At 69.4% G+C, this 14,743-nt stretch carries 12 protein-coding genes; 11 read left to right on the top strand and 1 reads right to left on the bottom strand.

Translation table 11 applies throughout. From position 1 onward, the window contains the following. Positions 1-3: 3 nt before the first annotated feature. Positions 4-1,407, bottom strand: a complete 1,404-nt coding sequence (eccD, locus tag EV193_RS20180) for a type VII secretion integral membrane protein EccD (protein ID WP_130345718.1) — start codon at positions 1,405-1,407, stop codon at positions 4-6. Between the two features lie 229 nt (positions 1,408-1,636). On the opposite strand from eccD, the gene eccCa reads away from it, so the two are divergent. The 11 genes from eccCa to glmM all read left to right on the top strand — a co-directional run bounded on the left by eccCa (position 1,637) and on the right by glmM (position 14,654). Next, positions 1,637-5,629, top strand: coding sequence for a type VII secretion protein EccCa (gene eccCa / locus EV193_RS20175; protein WP_130345717.1), 3,993 nt, complete (start codon positions 1,637-1,639; stop codon positions 5,627-5,629). A 41-nt stretch (positions 5,630-5,670) separates the two neighbouring features. Continuing rightward, the gene (locus EV193_RS20170) at positions 5,671-7,626 is read left to right on the top strand and encodes a type VII secretion-associated protein (protein ID WP_130345716.1); all 1,956 of its coding nucleotides are present in this window, start codon (positions 5,671-5,673) and stop codon (positions 7,624-7,626) included. Positions 7,627-7,656: 30 nt separating this feature from the next. Next, complete coding sequence (locus EV193_RS20165) at positions 7,657-8,160, top strand: hypothetical protein (protein ID WP_130345715.1); 504 nt, start codon at positions 7,657-7,659, stop codon at positions 8,158-8,160. A gap of 244 nt (positions 8,161-8,404) precedes the next feature. Further along, on the top strand, positions 8,405-8,719 hold the full coding sequence (locus tag EV193_RS20160; protein ID WP_130345714.1) for a WXG100 family type VII secretion target: 315 nt from the start codon (positions 8,405-8,407) through the stop codon (positions 8,717-8,719). A 50-nt stretch (positions 8,720-8,769) separates the two neighbouring features. Continuing rightward, positions 8,770-9,063: a WXG100 family type VII secretion target gene (locus tag EV193_RS20155; RefSeq protein ID WP_130345713.1), complete on the top strand. Its 294-nt coding sequence runs from the start codon at positions 8,770-8,772 to the stop codon at positions 9,061-9,063. 239 nt (positions 9,064-9,302) lie between these two features. Continuing rightward, entirely contained in the window at positions 9,303-9,746 is a 444-nt protein-coding gene (rplM, locus tag EV193_RS20150; RefSeq protein WP_130345712.1) for a 50S ribosomal protein L13, read from the top strand. 41 nt (positions 9,747-9,787) lie between these two features. Then, entirely contained in the window at positions 9,788-10,294 is a 507-nt protein-coding gene (gene rpsI, locus EV193_RS20145; RefSeq protein ID WP_130345827.1) for a 30S ribosomal protein S9, read from the top strand. A 166-nt stretch (positions 10,295-10,460) separates the two neighbouring features. Continuing rightward, a complete protein-coding gene (locus EV193_RS20140; RefSeq protein ID WP_130345711.1) occupies positions 10,461-10,781 on the top strand; it encodes a hypothetical protein in 321 nt (106 codons plus the stop codon). Beyond that, a complete protein-coding gene (locus EV193_RS20135; protein WP_130345710.1) occupies positions 10,781-12,736 on the top strand; it encodes a WXG100 family type VII secretion target in 1,956 nt (651 codons plus the stop codon). The genes EV193_RS20140 and EV193_RS20135 overlap by 1 nt, the downstream gene beginning before the upstream one ends. A gap of 11 nt (positions 12,737-12,747) precedes the next feature. Beyond that, positions 12,748-13,236, top strand: a complete 489-nt coding sequence (locus EV193_RS20130; protein ID WP_130345709.1) for a hypothetical protein — start codon at positions 12,748-12,750, stop codon at positions 13,234-13,236. 83 nt (positions 13,237-13,319) lie between these two features. After that, the gene (gene glmM, locus EV193_RS20125) at positions 13,320-14,654 is read left to right on the top strand and encodes a phosphoglucosamine mutase (protein ID WP_130345708.1); all 1,335 of its coding nucleotides are present in this window, start codon (positions 13,320-13,322) and stop codon (positions 14,652-14,654) included. Positions 14,655-14,743: the final 89 nt, after the last annotated feature.

Raw genomic sequence — 14,743 nt, 5'->3', positions numbered from 1 at the left:
GCCTCAGCTCGGAAGGATGTTGGCGTGCCGCAGCGCGCTGTACAGGTCCATCACGGCGAGCGCCAGCGGCAGCACCGACGCGATGCAGATCGCCTCGATGATCTCCACGGCGCGCCGCAGCGGTGGCGAGAAGCGCTGTTCGGGGAAGATCACGCCGAGCACCAGCGCGGAGCCGGCGAGCAGGATCAGCGCGCCGAACACCCACAGCATCCGGTCGAACGGGTCGGACGTGATCATCCAGCCGATCAGGATCCCGGCCGCGGCCAGCATGCCCGTGGACAGCAGGGCGATCGCCTGGCTGCCGTTCGCGTACGTGCGCGCCCGCAGCAGCAGCGCCAGCGTGGTCGTGATCGCGAGGATGATGCCCCACGGCGCCTCACCCGTCGCCGCGATCACCGCGCTGATCGCCGCGGCCGCACCGCAGCCGATCAGCATGCCGGTCATGTACTCGTGCGCGAGGCCGGCACGCCGTTCGATCGACTGGTAGTCGGGGAACCCGGTGTCCTCACGAAGATCTTCCGCGCTGCCCGGCACATGTGGCAGCGGCAGTTTGGCCAACTGGATGGTCAACCTGGGGAGTAGCGACATCGCGCCGAGCGCCACCGCGGCCACACCCGCGGCGATCCCGGCCGCCGGGTGCGCGACCAGCGTAGCCACGGCGAAGGCGATCACGCCGATGCCGGCCGCCGTCGCCGCGGCGATGAACGTGGTGACGCCAGCGCCGACCAGCATGATCGACGCGGCCGCCACGATCAGCACCAGCGAGCTGCCGAGCAACAGCCCAGGCCGCCCCGGGAAGCCCGGCACGATGTGCAGACCGCTGACGAACGCCATCGGCAGACCACCGGCCGCCGCGACCAGCACGCCGGCCGACCGGGCCTGGTAGCCACGGGCGATCACCGCGCCGAAGGCGACCGCGATCACGGAGGTCGCGCCGCCCGCGATGGCCGGCGCCATGTTGCCGCCGCCGCCGAACGGGCCGCACAGGAACACCGTGATCGCCGCGGCGATCAGCGCGAGGCCGCCGGCGACGAAGCCGATCCGGTTCGCCGTCTGCTTGGTCCACGCGCGGTAGCTGTCCGGGGAGGCGTCCGCGATCGCGTCCACCACGTCGTCGTACAGCGCGGGCGGCGGGTTCTCGTTGCGCTTGCGCAGCTGCAGCAGCTCGCCGTCGAGGATGCCGAGCGACGCGAGTGTGCGCCCCGGCTCGAGCGGATTGGAGTCGCCGAGCCTGGCGAGCATCCAGCCGCCGTGCCGCGCGCCCCCGTCCGGGCTCTCCTCCTTGGCCATCTGCAGCAGCATCGGCTGCAGGTCGGCCACCGCGACATCGGCTGGAAGTGCCACGTCGATACGGGTTTTCGGCGCTACCACCGTCACCCGGCTGAACACGGTCGTGCCGGTTGCCACCGCGTTCCCCCTTTGGTCTCCGCACAGGTCCGCTTTCGGGCCCACCGTATTGGGTCGGCTCTCAGCCGTAGCCGGCTGGTATCCGGAACCGGCCCCGCGAGACGATGAGCGGTCCTAGTATGGCCGCACCGGATCGACGGGGACGTCGAAATGGTGGAACACGTGCCGGATAGGTTCGTGACTGCCGTCCGCGGGGGGCGGTAACCGAGACGCGAAGAGGGGCACTCCGGTGAGCACGCTGCAGTTCAAGCGTTCGCCAAGACTGGCCGCGCCACGACCGCCGGGCGGCGAGGTCCATCTGGAGCCGCCGCCCGAGGTACCCCGGGTCATCCCGGGCAGCATCCTGATGAAGCTCATGCCGGTCATCATGGTGGTGGCCATGCTCGGCATGGTCGCGCTGATGTTCAGTCAGCCGGGCGGCCGCAACCCGATGAGCCTCATGTTCCCGATGATGATGATGTTCTCCATGGTCGGCATGATGGGCATGGGCGGGGGGCAGAACAAAGGCCAGAAGAAGGCCGAGATGAACGAGGACCGCAAGGACTACCTGCGGTACCTCGGCCAGATGCGCGAGCGCGCCCGCGAGGCCTCGCTGGACCAGCGCGCCGCCCTGGAATGGAGCCACCCCGACCCGCAGGGGCTGTGGTCGATCGCCACCAGCCGCCGGATGTGGGAGCGCCGCCAGTCCGACCCGGACTTCTGCCACGTGCGCATCTGCCGCGGTTCCCAGCGCCTGGCCACGCGCCTGGTCCCGCCGCAGACCGGCCCGGTCGACGAGTTGGAGCCGATCGCCACGCTCGCGCTGCGCCGGTTCGTGCGCGCGCACTCGATCGTGCCCGAGCTGCCGATCCAGATCGCCATCCGCGGGTTCGCCGCCATCGGCCTGCAGGGCGACCGGGAACGCACCCGCGCGCTGGCCCGCGCGATGATCAGCCAGCTCGCGACCTTCCACACCCCGGACGACCTGCTGATCGCCATCGTCACCTCCGGCCGCGCCAAGTCGGAGTGGGAGTGGGCGAAGTGGCTGCCGCACGTGCAGCACCCGACCATGGCCGACGGCATCGGCCAGCTGCGCATGATGGCCGGCTCGCTGCAGCAGGTGGAGAACTGGCTGGACGAGGAGCTGCGCGACCGGCAGCGGTTCACCCGCAACGCGCCGCCGCAGTCCGACCAGCCGCACGTGCTGATCGTGATCGACGACGGCGAGGTCACCCGCGAGGAGCAGATCATCCTCGAGGAGGGCCTGGTCGGCGCCACGCTGATGGACCTGTCCGACTCGCTGGGCAACCTCACCGCCCGCCGCGGCCTGCGGCTGGTGGTGGACGGCGACCGGCTCGGCGCGCGCAGCGCCAGCGGCGTGGAGTGGTTCGGCGCGCCGGACAGCCTCGACAAGGCCGAGGCGGAGGCGCTGGCCCGCAAGCTGTCGCCGTACCGGATCGGCGCGGGCGCCACGGACACCGGCGACGAGGAGCCGTTGCTGTCCAACCCGACGCTGCTCGAACTGCTCGGCATCCCGGGCGACCCGATGACCTTCGACGTGCAGCAGGCGTGGCGGCCGAGGCCGATCCGCGACCGGTACCGCGTGCCGTTCGGCGTCGGCGAGTTCGGCCAGGCCGTGGAGCTGGACATCAAGGAGGCCGCGGTCGAGGGCATGGGCCCGCACGGCCTGTGCATCGGCGCGACCGGTTCCGGTAAGTCGGAGTTCCTGCGCACGCTCGTGCTCGGCATGCTCGCCACGCACTCGTCCACCACGCTCAACTTCGTCCTGGTGGACTTCAAGGGTGGTGCGACCTTCCTTGGTCTGGACAGCGCGCCGCACGTGTCCGCGACCATCACCAACCTGGCCGACGAGGTCACGCTGGTCGACCGTATGAAGGACGCGCTGGCCGGCGAGATGAACCGCCGCCAGGAGGCGCTCAAGGCCGGCGGCAACTTCAAGAACGTGTGGGAGTACGAGAAGGCCCGCGAGAACGGCGCCGATCTCGACCCGCTGCCCGCGCTGTTCATCGTGGTGGACGAGTTCTCCGAGCTGCTGAGCGCCAAGCCGGACTTCATCGACCTGTTCGTGGCGATCGGCCGGCTGGGCCGGTCGCTGCAGATGCACATGCTGCTGGCCTCGCAGCGCCTCGAGGAGGGCAAGCTGCGCGGCCTGGACTCGCACCTGTCCTACCGGATCGGTCTGAAGACGTTCTCCGCCGCGGAGTCGCGCGCGGCGATCGGTGTGCCGGACGCGTTCGAGCTGCCGTCGATTCCCGGCTCGGGCTACTTGAAGTACGACACCTCGACGATGGTGCGGTTCAAGGCGTCCTACGTCTCCGGCCCGTACCGGCCGGCCGGTATCCAGACCGCCGGGCCGGCCGCGTCGATCAGCAGTGATCGTCGGGCGAAGCTGTTCGTGCCGGACTACATCGAGATCCCCAAGGAGCCCGAGCGGCCGAAGGACCAGCCCAAGGAGGAGCGCAAGCCCGAGGGCGGCACCGAGCCGAGCGAGCTGGACGTGATCGTGCAGCGGCTGCTCAACCAGGGGCCGCCGGCGCACGAGGTGTGGCTGCCGCCGCTGGACACGCCGAACTCCCTGGACACGCTGCTCCCGCCGCTGCAGCCGACCGAGGACCGCGGGCTGTCGCCGGTGGGCTACCCGGAGAACGGGCGCCTGCGGGTGCCGCTCGGCGTGATCGACGTGCCGTACTTCCAGCGTCGTGACCTGCTCACGGCGGACTTCTCCGGCGCCGAGGGTCACGGCGCGATCGTCGGCGGTCCGCAGTCCGGAAAGTCGATGCTGCTGCGCACGATCGTCATGTCGATGGCGCTCACGCACACCCCGGAAGAGGTGCAGTTCTTCGGTCTGGACCTCGGTGGTGGCACGCTCGCCACGCTGACCAACCTGCCGCACGTCGGTGGTGTCGCCGGTCGTCTCGACCCGGACAAGGCGCGCCGCATGGTCGCCGAGCTGACCCAGCTGATCTCCGAGCGCGAGGCGCGGTTCCGCGACAACGGCATCGACTCGATGACCGAGTTCCGCAACCGCAAGCGCCGCGGCGAGCTGAAGGACGACCTGTTCGGTGACGCGTTCCTGATCATCGACGGCTGGGCGAACTTCCGTACCGAGTTCGACGAGCTGGAGCAGACCGTGACCGGGCTGGTCTCGCAGGGTCTGTCCTACGGCGTGCACGTGATCATCACGGCCAACCGGTGGGCGGAGATCCGCCCGGCGGTCAAGGACCTGCTGGGTACCCGGTTCGAGCTGCGCCTCGGTGACCCGACCGAGTCCGAGATCGACCGCCGGGTCGCGGTCAACGTGCCGGCCGGCCGGCCCGGTCGCGGCCTGTCCCGCGACAAGCTGCACTTCCTTGTCGGCCTGCCGCGCGTCGACGGATCCAGCAACGACGAGGACGTCGCGGCCGGCATCCAGGACGCCAGCGCCAAGATCAACGGTGCCTGGCGCGGCCGGCACGCGCCGAAGGTGCGGCTGCTGCCCGACCTCATGCCGTACGAGGACCTGCTGGCCCAGGACCGGTACCGGGACACGAGGCTGGTGCCGATCGGCGTCAACGAGGACGCACTCGCGCCGATGTACCTGGACTTCGACGCGGAGCCGCACTTCTTCGCGTTCGCCGACGGAGAGGGCGGCAAGACGAACCTGCTGCGCACGATCGTGCGCGGCATCATGGACCGGTATACGCCGGACCAGGCGCTGATCCTGCTGGTGGACTACCGCCGCACGATGCTGGGCTTCATCACCACGGATCACCTGCTCGGGTACGCGGTGTCGGCCAACCAGCTCGGCGACATGATCGCCGAGATCAGCGGCTCGATGAAGCAGCGGCTGCCCGGCCCGGACGTCACCCAGGAGCAGCTGCGCAACCGGTCCTGGTGGAAGGGCCCGGAGCTGTTCGTCATCGTCGACGACTACGACCTGGTGTGTCCGCAGGGCAACAACCCGCTGGTGCCGATCGCCGAGTTCCTGCCGCAGGCCAAGGACGTCGGCATGCACCTGATCACCGTCCGGCGCACCGGTGGCGCGTCGCGCGCGCTGTACGACCCGGTGATGGGCAAGCTGAAGGAGATCGCGGCACAGGGCATGCAGATGAGCGGCTCGAAGGACGAGGGCTACCTCATCGGCAACCTGCGCCCGTCGCCGCAGCCGCCCGGCCGGGGCACGCTGGTCGGCCGCAAGGTCGGACAGCAGCGGGTGCAGATAGCCTGGATCCCCCCGGAGTGATGTCTTCCTGGGGGACACGTCGGGACTGACTGGTGGGTGCGATGACTGTGCGGGTGGCCGTCGACTTCGGCACATCCAGCACGTGTGTCGCCCTGTCGGTCAGCGAACGCGACGCCCAGGTGGTGGCGATCGACGGCCAGCCGCTGCTGTCCTCGGCCGTGTACTCCTCGCCGGACGGCACGGTGTTCGTCGGGCAGGAGGCGGATCGCCAGGCCGCCGTGGACCCTTCGCGGTACGAGCCGCACCCGAAGCGCCGCATCGACGAGGGTGAGCTGCTGCTCGGCAACGCGGTGCTGACCGTGCGCGAGGTGGTGCGCACGGTGCTGCAGCGGTCGGTGTCCGAGGCGCGCCGGGTCGCCGGTGGTGCGAGCGTCGACCAGCTCGTGCTCACCCACCCGGCGGACTGGGGCGGCATCCGGTCCCGCGTGCTGCGCCAGGCCGCGAACGGGCTGGCCGACCGGATCGTGCTGGTGCCCGAGCCGGTGGCGGCCGCGGTGTTCCACGCGGCCAACTTCGCCGCCGCGGGTACCGGCGACGGTGCCGCGCTGGCCGTGCTCGATCTCGGTGGCGGGACGGTCGACGTGAGCGTGGTGCGCAAGCGCCCGGGGCCCGTGGCCGACTCATCGATGCCCGATTCCGGCTTCGAGGTGCTCGCCACCAGGGGCGATCCGTCCTTCGGTGGCGCGGATGTCGACCAGCTGCTGCTGGAGCACGTCGGCGCGATGGTGTCCAAGGTGGACCCGGAGGCGTGGCGCGAGCTGGTCGAGGGCCGCCAGCTGGCCGACCGCCGGCGGCGCCGGGTACTGCGCCAGGACGTGCGCGGCGCCAAGGAGACGCTGTCCCGGCACACCTACACCGACGTGCCGCTGCCGCCGCCGTTCCCGGACGCGCACGTCACGCGCGACGACCTGGAGCGGCTGATCTCCGGGCGCCTCGGCAGGGCGGCCGAGCTGACCGTCACCACGATTCGCGAGGCCGGCCTCACGCCGCACAGTTTGTCGGGGATCTTCCTGGTCGGCGGTTCCAGCCGGATCCCGATGGTGGGGCGGCTGGTGCACGAGCGCACCGGGGTCGTGCCGACGACGTTGGACCAGCCGGAGACCGTGGTGGCACGCGGTGCGCTGCGCGCGGTCAGCGCGGACCCGAGCCACACCGGCGTGTACGGCGTGAACGAGGGCGTCACGGCGACCGATCTGACCCGGCCGACGCCGCGCCGGCTCGCGCACGAGGCGCCGAGGCCGGAGGAGGTCACGACCAGGCTCACGACCCGCCAGGGCCCGCCGCGCGTGCCGCCGCACCGGATGGCCCAGCACGGCGTGCCCCAGCATCATCCCGAGCGTTATCCGGTCCCGACGGCCGCCAGGGTCGCCGAACCGGTTTCGGGGAACAACTCGGGGACCAACCGGACCCGGCTGTTCGCGGTGATCGGCGTGGTGGTGCTGATCGCGGCGCTCGTCGTGGTGCTGGTGCTCGTGCTGCGTGACGGCCAGCAGGCCGCCCAGCCGCCCGCTCAGCAGCCGAGTACGCCAATCGGCGAGACCTCGGTGGAGCCGGAGCGCAACGGCCGCGAGATCGCCCAGTACGACTACAAGTTCACGATGCCCGACGACTGGAAGCAGACCGGCGGTGACGCGGCCAAGCGGCTGGTGCAGGTGCGCCCGTCCAGCGCGGAGACCGGCCTTGACCAGATCCTGGTCGAGGAGCGGGCGCTGGCCTACGACAGCGACCTGGACCGTCCGCGCGCGGTGAACAAGCTGCGTTCGGAGTACGAGGCGGCCGGGTCCGCGTTCTCCGGACTCGACATGAATGCGCGGTTCGCCAACAAGGACGTGATCTACTACCGCCAGCAGGTCACCGGCGCGACAGTGGACTGGTACGTCATGTTCAAGGGCAGCGCGCAGGTGAGTGTCGGGTGCCAGCACACGGAATCCGGCAGGGCGAGGGTGCGCAACGCTTGTGAGAACGTGGTTCGAACAATGGCGATCAGCGCGTCGTAAAACTGTTTTCGATGCGAAGAGGGAATGTCGATGAGCTCCCCTTTCCAGGGCCTCGACGAGGTGTTCGCGCGGCACGCGGAGAACGTGGATGCCGCCGTCGAGCGCGCTCGGCGGGCGGCCGCGGAGGCGCGTGAGGAGTCGGCCAGGTTCTCTCACGAGACCGCCGAGCTGACCGAGCAGGTGCGCGACCGCGAGGTGCGACCGGAGCCGGAGGACCTCACCTCCGACGAGTTGCGCCGGGACGCGACGCGGTTCCGCACCGAGCGCGGGCTGCCGGTGGTGGACCTGCCGGACGGTGCCGAGCTGCTGTCCGCGCCCGAGAAGGACGAGCCGGACGAGCCGCGCCCCGAGCCGCCGCCGGAGTACGTGATCGAGGGGATCGAGCCGGAGGAGTTGCTCGCCGAGGAGGCCGAGGAGCGGGCCGCCGCGTCGCTCGCGCCGCCCACACCGGTGCGTCGCCGGCGCCGTGCCGCGCCGCCGCCGGACGACGAGGACGACGACTTTTCACAAGAGCGAATCATGGACAACGGTTGACGGAACCGGCTGTCGCCGGCGGTTCGGGATCAATGAATCCGCAGGTGGAACCCCAAGTAGCTAATGCGAATCGGGGTCGGGTCAGGGGTGGCCGAGTCGCCGGTTCTCCGGTTGAGCGTTAACGAGAGCAACGACGTTGGATCAACTGCTGACGGGGTGGAACCGAACGTGGCAGGGTCAACGTCGCAAGAGGCGTACGAACCAAGAAAGCGTACGACCAACCCGATGAAGGGGGTAGCACCCAATGGCTGAAGGCTACACAGGCGATCTCGCGATCCTGGCGCAGGCGCACAAGGACACGGTGGCGACCAAGGAGCAGCTCGAGGGCGAGCTCAAGCAGGTCTGGAACCACGTGACCGCGCTGCAGAGCATCTGGGCCGGCACGGCGCAGAAGGCGTTCACCGAGCTGATGACCCGCTTCGAGCGTGACGCCAAGTCGCTGAACGACGCCCTGCAGGGCATCGCCGACCAGATGGCCGGCGCGGGCAGCACGTACCAGGAGCAGGAAGAGTCGAAGAACTCGACCTTCGGCAACCTCGCCGGCCGCCTCAACGGCTGATTAGCCACCGCTCCACACAAACATTCTTGACTTAAAGAAGGGGAATACAAATGGCTGACGGCCCGATCAAGGTTAGTTTCGCCGGTCTCGCCCAGGGTGCCGCCGACATCGACGGCTCGTCCAAGCGGATCGAGACCTCGCTGGGTGACCTGCGCAGGCAGCTGCAGGCCCTGCGCAACAGCTGGGACGGTGAGGCGCAGCGCGCCTACGACCAGAAGCAGAACCAGTGGGACACCGCCGCGCACGACCTCAAGCAGGTCCTGGCGGACATCGCGATGGCGCTGCGCATCGCGGGCGAGGACTACCAGGACGGCGAGCGGCAGAACGCCGGCCGCTTCCTGTGAGCTAGTCACACACTTCGTGGGCCCCGGGTCTTCCCGGGGCCTACGTGTGTCCTGGGAGGTCCGTGGCGCCGGTTGGGAGGGGGCGTTTTGACCCTCTTCGGAGCGACCAGGTAACCTCTTAGTCTGTTGTGCGGCGCGGGGCGTGACGCTCAGGTTGTCACGCTTGGAGCGCCGTAGGCCCGCGCAGTGCCGCAACAGCGACTTGCCACCCAAGCAACCAGTGGACGATGAGGTAGACCGTGCCCACGTACAGCCCGAAGCCCGGCGAGGTCGAGCGCGCCTGGCATGTGATCGATGCCGAGGACGTGGTGCTCGGCCGTCTCGCCACGCACGTCGCCACCCTGCTGCGCGGCAAGCACAAGCCGACCTTCGCTCCGCATGTGGACACCGGCGACTTCGTGATCATCGTCAACGCCGAGAAGGTGGCGTTGACCGGTAACAAGCGGACCGACAAGTTCGCCTACCGGCACAGCGGCTACCCCGGCGGGCTGCGCAAGCGCTCGTTCGGCGAGCTGCTGGACACCCGCCCCGACCGGCTCCTGGAGAAGGTCGTGAAGGGGATGCTGCCGAAGAACAAGCTCGGCCGAGCCCAGTGGAAGAAGCTCAAGGTGTACGCCGGCCCCGAGCACCCGCACGCGGCGCAGAAGCCCCAGCCGTTCGAGATCGCCAAGGTGAGCAAGTGACTGAAGCAGAGACCACCGAGACCGTCGCCGACACCACCGAGGTGGCCGACGCCGCCGAGGTCGTCGAAGCCGTAGAGGCTGTCGAGGCCACTGACGCCGTCGAGACGGCTGACGCCGACGCAGCCGACGACGCCGCCGAGCCCAAGCCGGTGCGCCGGACCGCCGAGACCGCGCAGACCGTCGGCCGCCGCAAGGAGGCCGTCGTCCGGGTGCGCATCACGCCCGGCTCCGGCAAGTTCAGCCTGAACGGGAAGTCGCTCGAGGACTACTTCCCGAATAAGGTGCACCAGCAGCTCATCCGCGAACCGCTGGTCGTGCTGGAGAAGCCGGAGTCGTTCGACATCCGCGCGAACCTCAACGGCGGCGGCATCACCGGCCAGGCCGGCGCGCTGCGCCTGGCGATCGCCCGCGCGCTGATCGAGCTGGACTCCGAGGACCGGCCCGCCCTCAAGAAGGCCGGCTTCCTCACGCGTGACCCGCGCGTCAAGGAGCGGAAGAAGTACGGCCTCAAGAAGGCCCGCAAGGCGCCGCAGTACAGCAAGCGCTGACCCAAGCACCAACCGAACCGCCGGGAGCTACCAGCTCCCGGCGGTTCGCGTTTGCCCGGCCGGTATCGTCCGAACGGGTGACTTGCCGCGAATCGGGTACGACGCGCCCGGCCGCCCGATAACGTCGCCCTGTCGGTGGCGCGTGAGCGAAGGGGAGCCACGGGGAATGGGATTCGAAGTCGACCCGCAAGCTGTTCGGGGGTTCGCGGAAGTCTTCAACCAGGCGAAGGTCCAGGTCGAGCAGATCGAGGGCACCGTGGCTGATACGGCTGCCAAGGCGCCGGATTTCGGGAACTCGTGGCACGCCGAGGGGCAGGAATTTGAGGCAGGCATGAAAATGCTGTCCCAAGACTTGGGACGGCTGGCCGCGAATTTCGGTAATCTGCACGCCAACCTGCTGCAGGGAACAGATGTCATCGTTCACGCTGACAGTGCGGCGAATCAGAACGTCAAGGCGATCAACATGCAGCTTCCTGGGGGGCGCTAATGCAGTTCGAGCTGCCTGTGGCGACGGCTGTCATCAACAACAGGCTCGCGAAAGCGGTTCCGAGGGACGAGTGTTGGGATCTGATCGGTCCGCCGTTGGATCCAGCGATCAAGGCGATCACCGCCTTCGGTGAGAAGTTTGAATTCAAGCTGTCACCGACGCCCATCGTGAAGCGGCAGGAGATCGAACGCCTCTTCTGGGGAAAGCTCAGCCATGAGGCCGACCGGCTCGACGGGCTGGCTGCTGCGATCGAAAACATCTCGCTCGTCACCAAGAAGGGCAAAGATCAACTCGCGGACAAGTGGAAGGGCAAGTCATACGACGCCTTCACTGGCAACGTTGGACGCCTCGAGCAAGTCCTCAACGAGTACGTGCGCGCAGTGAAGATCACGGCGCAAGGGCTGCGGCAGACGGTCGAGGCGATCAAGAAGCTGTACGGCGATTATCGGACCGTCAGCTTGCAGATACTCAATTTCCACGGCTTTTCGCCACCACATGAGTGGTGGAAGATGTCTGGCGCCAATGACGCTGACTACTTCTCGGCTCGCTGCGTTTCTCACGGCAAGGCTCGAAACCACGCGAGCGGCGACTTTTCCTGCTACTACGGTCAGAATTCGTTGCGGGATATGCTCAATGGGAAGTTTGTCAATCAAGCTCTTCGTGACAAGGTCGCCGGGTGGGATTGTGTCAAGAACGAGGGGGAAGCCACCTCGCAGTACACTTATCTCGTTCGAACGGCCGAAGAAGAGAAGAGCGCGATCGAGAGAAAGATCAATCAGTGGTATGTGACCACTGACAACCTCGTGAAAGACGTACGTGCCCTGTACAGAGCGGCTCTGGACAACCTGGCCGCGCTGGCGCAACGGAACGTGTTCCAATCGCTCAGTACCCAGGCTGGACCCCCTGGAGGCGGGGGTGTGCCACAGGGCGGCACGGGAGTCGGTGGCACGAAGGTGCAGGGCATTCCGGGCGTCGGCTCTGGCAGTGTCGGCTCGGCGAGCATTCCCAAGCCGATACCGCCGATGCAGCAGGTATCGCCCGTACCGACGCCGGGCCCGGTGCAGGTGCCGCCGATCGAGACTCCGCCAAGGCCGATCGTTGATCGACCGCCGGTGGCAGCGCCGCCGGAGACGGTGACCATTCAGGACGGCGATCGCACGATCAAGGTGGACAGCCCGACCGGGCAGGGCATCGTCAAGATCAGCATCGCCGAGGGGACCGGCCCGCCCAAGACCTACGACCTCGACTTCGGGGCCGGCGCGGGCAGTCCGGCGACCGGCACGCCGGGTACTCCGGTGTCCGGGGCGATCGGCATGCCACCCGGCGGTTCACCCGACCAGGCGCGGGAGTCGAACCAGCGTCCGGGCGCCGGCCAGGGCGTGCCACCGCAGCCCGGCTCCCCCTTGGCCGGGGCGATCCCCGCCGGCGAGGACGGCAAGGTCGTGGTCAAGGACGGCCCGCTGACCCTGACGGCCGAGCGGCCACCGGGCACGCCGGATCAGGTCAAGATCACGGTCAACGACGGCTCCGGCCCGCCGACCACGTACAACCTCGACTACGCCGACGCCGCCGGCGCGACGGTGGACCGCCAGCCGGGTGCGCCCCAACCGGGCGTCGCAACCGGCGCACAGCCACCCGACCCGGCCGGCGCGCAGCAACAGACCACGTCCGCACAGGGCAACGTGACCGAGGGCGGCACAGGTCAGGCCAGTGTTCCCAGCGCCGGCCTGCCCGGTGAGGCGGGCTTGGCGAGCGCACCCGACCCGAACAACCCGCCGCACGGCGCCGCACCCGCCGGCATGGGTGGCATGCCGATGATGGGCGGCGCGGGCCCGGGCGGCGGAGGCGGCGGCGACCAGGACCGATCCGGTGGCGGCCAGTGGAGCACCGTCGGTGACCTGTTCGCCGAGGACGACGCGGACACCTACGTCGACAGCCCGATCGGCGAGGACTGAGGGGACGAGCCGTGACGTACTTCGACGAGATCGACGAGGTCGCCACCCGGCGAAAGCTCGACGAGATCACCACGGCGGGCATTCGCGGCCTGAACGAGAGTGCCGCGCGCGCCGCCGAGATCGACAAGGAGTTCCAGGAGTCGCAGGCCCGCCGGCAGGCCGAGGCCGAGGCGATGGACAAGAAGGTCGCCGAGGCCCGGGCGGAAGCGGAGGCCAAGGCCAAGGAAACCGAATCGACCGCGGACGACAAGACGGAGAACCCGTGGCCGAAGGAGGCGCGGCGCCCGAGGACGCTGGCGTTCCGAGGTGAGGACGAGGAGGTCGAGCAGCCGGCGCGGCGCGTCGAGCCCAAGACCGAACCGGTGCCGACGGTCGCACCGCCTGCCGCGATGCCTGTGGCCAAACCCGAGCCTCGGCCGGCGCGGCGTGCCGTGGCCAGGGCCGATGACGTCGAGGACGAGGATCTGTCCGAGCGAAGCTGGATGAAACGCAAGCGGTAGCGGGGCCCGATCGCGCGGTGACTAAGCTGCACGAGGCCTTCGCCGTCGCGAGGCCGTCCACCGTGTGAGAGGTTCGTCCGAGTATGGCTCGTTTGTTCGGCACCGACGGAGTACGAGGTCTGGCCAACGCCGACCTGACGCCCGAGCTGGCGCTGTCCGTCTCGGCGTCGGCGGCGCGGGTGCTCGCCGAACACGACCACTCGCACCGGCCGGTCGCCGTGGTCGGCCGCGATCCCCGCGCGAGTGGGGAGATGCTGCAGGCGGCCGTCGCGGCCGGCCTCACCTCGGCCGGCGCGGACGTCATGCAGGTCGGCGTGCTGCCGACGCCGGCCATCGCGCACCTGGTCGCCGAGATGGGCGCCGACCTCGGCGTGATGATCTCCGCATCGCACAACCCGATGCCGGACAACGGGATCAAGCTGTTCGCCGCGGGCGGGCACAAGCTCGCCGACGAGATCGAGGACGAGATCACCGTCGGCCTCGACGCCGCGGGCGAACGTCCGACCGGCGTGAAGATCGGCCGTATCTACGACATCCCCGACGCGATCGAGCGGTATGTCACCCACCTGCTCAAGGCGACGCCCCAGCGGCTGGACGGCGTGCGCGTCGTGGTCGACTGCGCCAACGGCGCCGCCTGGGCCGCCGCCCCGCGCGCCTATCGCGAGGCCGGCGCCGAGGTGATCGCGATCAACGCGCTGCCCGACGGCGAGAACATCAACGACGGCTGCGGCTCGACCCACCTCGACGTCGTCCGCGCGGCCGTGCTCGCCGAGCAGGCCGACCTCGGCATCGCGCACGACGGCGACGCCGACCGCTGCCTCGCCGTCGACGCCGAGGGCAACGCCGTGGACGGCGACCAGATCATGGCGGTCCTGGCGCTGGCCATGCGGGACGACGGCGAACTGGCCGAGAACACGCTGGTCGCGACCGTGATGAGCAACCTCGGCCTGCACCTGGCCATGCGTGAGCAGGACGTCACCCTGCGCACCACCGCCGTCGGCGACCGGTACGTGCTCGAGGAGCTGCGCGCCTCGGGCCTGTCGCTGGGCGGCGAGCAGTCCGGGCACGTCGTCCTGCCCGCGCACGCCACCACCGGCGACGGTCTGCTCACCGCGATGCGCCTGATGGCCAGGATCGCCTCGTCCGGCAGCTCGCTCGCCGATCTCGCGGGCGTCATGCACCGCCTGCCGCAGGTGCTGCTCAACGTGAAGGTCACCGACAAGGCGGCCGTGGCCACCGACACGGCCGTCAAGGAGGCCGTCGCCGCGGTGGAGTCGGAACTCGGCGAGACCGGCCGCGTGCTCCTTCGTGCGTCCGGCACCGAGCACCTGATCCGGGTCATGGTCGAGGCGCCGACCCAGGACATCGCCGACGCCGCCGCGAAACGCCTGGCAGACGTGGTTTCCTCGGCCAGCTGATTCGCAACTGCGAAACCTTCGTTCCTGTCACGCAGCTCACCGTCGAGGAGTATGTTTTTCTTGCGACGGGACGGCACCGCGCGGGTTTG

Origin of the sequence: Herbihabitans rhizosphaerae, from assembly GCF_004216555.1 — a bacterium.
GTDB classification, from domain to species: Bacteria; Actinomycetota; Actinomycetes; order Mycobacteriales; family Pseudonocardiaceae; genus Herbihabitans; species Herbihabitans rhizosphaerae.
Note: the sequence above shows the minus strand (reverse complement) of the source record. Positions and strands in the feature narration are given on the sequence as shown.